Origin of the sequence: Criblamydia sequanensis CRIB-18, from assembly GCF_000750955.1 — a bacterium.
GTDB classification, from domain to species: Bacteria; Chlamydiota; Chlamydiia; order Chlamydiales; family Criblamydiaceae; genus Criblamydia; species Criblamydia sequanensis.
Window position 1 is genome coordinate 1 of sequence record NZ_CCEJ010000017.1, and the last position, 5,380, is coordinate 5,380.

2 tRNA genes and 3 rRNA genes are annotated in these 5,380 nt (G+C 48.3%); all 5 read right to left on the minus strand.

What is annotated here, in order from left to right:
* Window positions 1-40: 40 nt before the first annotated feature.
* Window positions 41-155, minus strand: a 5S ribosomal RNA gene (rrf, locus tag CSEC_RS12400).
* A 162-nt stretch (window positions 156-317) separates the two neighbouring features.
* Window positions 318-3,258: ribosomal RNA gene (locus CSEC_RS12405) — 23S ribosomal RNA — on the minus strand.
* Between the two features lie 208 nt (window positions 3,259-3,466).
* Window positions 3,467-3,540 (minus strand) — tRNA-Ile (locus tag CSEC_RS12410).
* Between the two features lie 3 nt (window positions 3,541-3,543).
* A tRNA-Ala gene (locus tag CSEC_RS12415) sits at window positions 3,544-3,616 on the minus strand.
* A gap of 211 nt (window positions 3,617-3,827) precedes the next feature.
* Window positions 3,828-5,378 (minus strand): 16S ribosomal RNA (locus tag CSEC_RS12420).
* The 16S, 23S and 5S rRNA genes sit together here with 2 tRNA genes alongside, the layout of an rRNA operon.
* Between the last annotated feature and the right edge of the window lie 2 nt (window positions 5,379-5,380).

The following is a 5,380-nucleotide window of genomic DNA, read 5'->3' on the forward strand; positions in this document are numbered from 1 at the left end:
AAAAAAAAGCCCTTACAGAGAACTGTAAGGGCGAAAGAAAAACTGGCGACGACCTACTCTTCCACACTCTTGCGTGCAGTACCATCGGCGATGAGAGTCTTGACTTCTGAGTTCGGAATGGGATCAGGTATTTCCCTCTCTCTATGGTCACCAGAAAAAATTGGCTACACGACATCATTTATCGTTAACATAAGCGGACGCTTGAAAACTTATGCTTAAAAAGTTTTCGGCGCTTGTATATTTGTGATTTGTATTACTTTTGACCACTTTACCTGCTAAGTCAATTGGTCTTACTCTTAGCAGTCTTTAAAAAAAAGGAGGTCAAGCCATTGGACAATTAGTATTGGTTAGCTCAACGCATTACTGCGCTTACACACCCAACCTATCAACCACGTAGTCTTCATGGTGTCTCATTGGGATACCTTATCTTGAGGGAGGCTTGGCGTTTAGATGCTTTCAACGCTTATCCTTTCCGAACGTAGCTACCCGGCAATGCCCTTGGCAGAACAACCGGATCACCATTGGTTCGTCCACTTCGGTCCTCTCGTACTAGAAGCAGCTCCTCTCAAGTATCCTACGCCCACAACAGATAGAAACCAAACTGTCTCACGACGTTTTGAACCCAACTCGCGTACCGCTTTAATTGGCGAACAGCCAAACCCTTGGGACCTTCTTCAGCCCCAGGATGCGATGAGTCGACATCGAGGTGCCAAACCGCTACGTCGATATGAACTCTTGGTAGCGATAAGCCTGTTATCCCCGGAGTACCTTTTATCCGTTGAGCGACGGCGATTCCACTTTCAACCGCCGGATCACTAAGCCCTACTTTCGTATCTGCTCGACTTGTAGGTCTCGCAGTTAACTTGCCTTATACCTTTACGCTCTTCTCATGATTACCAACCATGATGAGGCAAGCTTTGGACTCCTCCGTTACTCTTTAGGAGGATACCGCCCCAGTAAAACTGCCCGTCTGACAATGTCCGAATTCCGGTTTCACGGAATTTCGTTAGACTCCCAACCTACCAAGACCAGTATTTCAACGATGACTCCACCGTGCCTGACGACACGATTTCACAGTCTCCTGGTTATTCTACACATGGCAAGTCAGAAGCCAATATCAGAGTACAGTAAAGGTTCACGGGGTCTTTTCGTCTAGTTGCGGGTAAACAGCATCTTCACTGCTACTACAATTTCACCGAGCCCCTTGTTGAGACAGCACCCAGATCGTTATACCATTCGTGCAGGTCGGAACTTACCCGACAAGGAATTTCGCTACCTTAGGACCGTTATAGTTACGGCCGCCATTCACCAGGGCTTAAATTCAGAGCTTCGCACCGAAATGCTAACTCCTCCTTTTGACCTTTTGGCATTGGGCAGGCATCACACCATATACCTCGACTTAATGTCTTTGCATAGTGCTGTGTTTTTGTTAAACAGTCGCCTGGGTCATTTCTCTGCGGCCACCGACAGCTCATCCAGCTAGTGGAATCACCATCAATGGCTCCTCTTCTCCCGAAGTTACGAGGATAATTTGCCGAGTTCCTTAACAAGGGCTCACTCGCGCGCCTGAGAATATTCATCTCATCCACCTGTGTCGGTTTTGGTACGGTCACCATCGACAGCTAGAACTTATTTCTTGGAAGCTCCTTCCATACCATCGGTTCCCCCGTGGGTTCCCCTTGAGCTATGCCTGGAATTCCGCTGACGGGTTTTCCTATCAGCCTTCCTCACATCTCTACGGACACTTCCGATCGTCCGCGTACTTCATTCACTTCGTCAGTCCATTGCCATAAATCTTAGGTGGCGCAGGAATATTTAACCTGCTTTCCATCGCCTACGCCTTTCGGCCTCGGCTTAGGGACCGGCTAACCCAGGGAAGACGAACTTTACCCTGGAAACCTTGGATTTTCGGCGAGGCGGATTTTCACCGCCTTTATCGTTACTCATGCCATGCATAATCACTAGTATGCGCTCCAGTACTCTTCACAGTATACCTTCAGCGCACATACTACGCTCTCCTACCGCTTGCCTTACGGCAAACCCGTGATTTCGGCTCTATGCTTAGTCCCGGTAATTATCGGCGCAAAGTTTCTCGATTGGTGAGCTGTTACGCACTCTTTAAATGATGGCTGCCTCTAAGCCAACATCCCAACTGTCTTTGAAACTTCACTTCCTTACTCACTTAGCATAGAATTAGGGGCCTTAATCGACGGTCTGGGCTGTTCCCCTTTTGACAATGAAGCTTATCCCTCACTGTCTATCTCCCGATCTGCTCTAAAGTATTCGGAGTTTGATTTCCTTTGGTAGGCCGGTGGGCCCCCGCGTGAATTCAGTGCTCTACCCCTTTAGAGTTACGATCGAGGCTAACCCGAAAGTTATTTCGGAGAGTACAAGATATCTCCAAGTTTGATTGGCCTTTCACCCCTATCCACAGCTCATCCAAGAACTTTTCAACGTTCACTAGTTCGGTCCTCCACACGGTGTTACTCGTGCTTCAACCTGGCCATGGATAGATCACTTGGTTTCGTGTCTGCGCCATATGACTCATTATTTCGCGCTTTTAACACTCGCTTTCGCTTCGGCTTCGGAATGTAAATCCCTTAACCTTGCCATATAGCGCAACTCGCTGGCTCATCATGCAAAAGGCACGCCGTCAGCCATTACCTTAAAAAGGTCATAGGCCTCCGACCGTTTGTAAGCTGCTGGTTTCAGGTTCTATTTCACTCCCCTAACAGGGGTTCTTTTCACCTTTCCCTCACGGTACTGGTTCACTATCGGTCATCAATGAGTATTTAGCCTTGGAGGGTGGTCCCCCCAGATTCAGACCGGGTTTCACGTGTCCGGCCCTACTCAGGAACTGGCCCTGTTATGTTAGCTTTTCGTCTACGGGACTATCACCCTGTGTCGTCAAATTTTCCAAAATGTTTGACTAAGCCTTCATAATCCTTTAGCCAGCCCTACAACCCCGAAGCCAAAGACTTCGGTTTGGGCTCTTCCCAGTTCGCTCGCCGCTACTTTGGGAATCTCGATTTGATTTCTTCTCCTCCGCCTACTTAGATGTGTCAGTTCGGCGGGTATTGCCTTGCAACCCTATGAATTCAGATTGCAATAGTGGGTAACTATCCCCACTGGGTTTCCCCATTCGGAAACCTCCGGGTCAACGCTTTTTTCCAGCTCACCGAAGATTATCGCAGGTTTCGCGTCCTTCATCGCCTTTTGATGCCAAGGCATCCACCAGCAGCCCTTAGTAGCTTGACCAAAAAATTTGAACAAATCTACTAAACGCCGTTATATTTTTTTAAGCTTTCTATTCTCAAGCGTCCACTTTTGTTAGCGAATTTGCCTAAGACGTAATTTATACGTCTTGAAAAAATTGTAATAAAAAATGCCGCTTATTGTTTCTTTTACTTACTTGATGTCATGTGCCTTTTAAATAACTTCCCGGCATGTAGCACGGGTATATAAATGCGGTTACCAAGACTCGAACTTGGGACCTCGACATTATCAGTGTCGCGCTCTAACCAACTGAGCTATAACCGCATATGGAGGTTAGGAGAGTCGAACTCCTGACCTTCTGAATGCAAATCAGACGCTCTACCAGCTGAGCTAAACCCCCTAAATTCTGCACTCTCAGGATCTAATCAACTACGTTTGATAACGTATTGAAATTCGCAATTAGCCTAATATTTTTGATATCGTTTAACAGCGATAAGAAGACAATGTGCAGCATTTGCTTGACAGCGATAAGAAGACAATGTGCAAAACAAACTGATGCGTTTGCCCAACCGTCGGTTGTCTCTACTTATAGTAGATGACTTCCTGTCCTTAAAGGAGGTGATCCAGCCCCACCTTCCGGTAGGGCTACCTTGTTACGACTTCATCCCAGTCATCGGCCTCACCTTAGGCACTTCTCCCCTTGCGGTTAAGTCAGTGACATCGGGTAAAACCAACTCCCATGATGTGACGGGCGGTGTGTACAAGACCCGGGAACGTATTCACGGCGTCGTAGCTGATACGCCATTACTAGCAATTCCAACTTCATGTAGTCGAGTTGCAGACTACAATCTGAACTGGGGCCGGCTTTATGGGATTTGCTTCACCTCGCGGCTTCGCTGCCCTCTGTACCGGCCATTGTAGCACGTGTGTAGCCCTAGGCATAAGGGCCATGCTGACTTGACGTCATCCTCACCTTCCTCCTGGTTAACCCAGGCAGTCTCATTAGAGTTCCCACCATTACGTGCTGGCAACTAATGACAAGGGTTGCGCTCGTTGCGGGACTTAACCCAACACCTCACGGCACGAGCTGACGACAGCCATGCAGCACCTGTATAGCGGTTCATACGAAAAACTTCATTTCTGAAGCGGTCCACTATATGTCAAGCCTAGGTAAGGTTCTTCGCGTTGCATCGAATTAAACCACATGCTCCACTGCTTGTGCGGGTCCCCGTCAATTCTTTTGAGTTTCAGCCTTGCGGCTGTACTCCCCAGGCGGTGTACTTAACGCGTTGGCTACGGCACAGCTGGGGTTGAGACCAGCTACACCAAGTACACATCGTTTACAGTTAGGACTACCAGGGTATCTAATCCTGTTTGATCCCCTAACTTTCGTGCATGAGCGTCAGGAATAAAATAGAAAACCGCCTTCGCCACCGGTGTTCTTCCACATATCTACGCATTTCACCGCTACTTGTGGAATTCCATTTTCTCCTTCTATCCTCTAGAAACACAGTTTCGAGTGCCGTTCCGAGGTTGAGCCCCGGGATTTCACACCCGACTTGTGTTTCCGCCTGCGCACCCTTTACGCCCAATAATTCCGATTAACGCTTGCACCCTCCGTATTACCGCAGCTGCTGGCACGGAGTTAGCCGGTGCTTCTTTACCTGATACTCTCAAGTCTTCCGGATATTAGCCGGATTCCCTTGTTCCCAGGCGAAAGAGCTTTACGACCCGAGGGCCTTCATCACTCACGCAGCGTCGCTTCGTCAGGCTTTCGCCCATTGCGAAAGATTCTCGACTGCAGCCTCCCGTAGGAGTCTGGGCAGTGTCTCAGTCCCAGTGTTGGCGGTCAATCTCTCAATCCGCCTAGACGTCTTAGCCTTGGTAGGCCGTTACCCTACCAACTAGCTGATATCCCATGGACCCTTCTCTAACCGCGAGGCTAAAAGTCCCCCACTTTAATGAAAAGAAGATGCCTTCTCTCATCACATTCGGTATTAGCGGCCGTTTCCAACCGTTATTCCCAAGTTAGAGGCAGGTTATCCATGTATTACTAACCCTTTCGCCACTAAGTATCTAGTTACCCAAATACTTCGTTCGACTTGCATGCCTCATCCACGCTGCCAGCGTTCAATCTGAACCAAGATCAAATTCTCAAAGAAAA